1 protein-coding gene is annotated in these 350 nt (G+C 59.1%); it reads right to left on the reverse strand.

The genetic code is table 11. The features are described 5' to 3' along the window. A partial coding sequence (locus AC1D0P_RS32880; protein WP_477680545.1) for an SMP-30/gluconolactonase/LRE family protein occupies nt 1-350 on the reverse strand: 350 nt, incomplete at both ends.

Genomic DNA, 350 nt, shown 5'->3' on the forward strand with positions numbered 1-350 from the left:
ACTTTCAATTCACCGGTCGCGGGATCGAGGCGGTAGACATTGCGGGTCGCCTGTTCCTGCTCGGCCTTGTAGCCCTCATAGTTGGAAAGAATGCCGTAGCTCGGGTCGGAAAACCAGATCGTGCCATCCGACTTGACGATCACGTCGTTGGGAGAATTCAGTCGCTTGCCCTGGTAGCTGTCGGCAAGCACCGTGATCGAACCATCGATCTCGGTACGGATGACACGGCGGGCGCCATGCTGGCAGGAGATGAGCCTGCCCTGCCGGTCGCGGGTATTGCCATTGGTGAAATGCGAATTGGTGCGGAAGACCGAGACGTCGCCGTCCTGCGAATAGCGCATCATGCGCTC

Source organism: Polaromonas sp. P1_G2 (genome assembly GCF_056405515.1).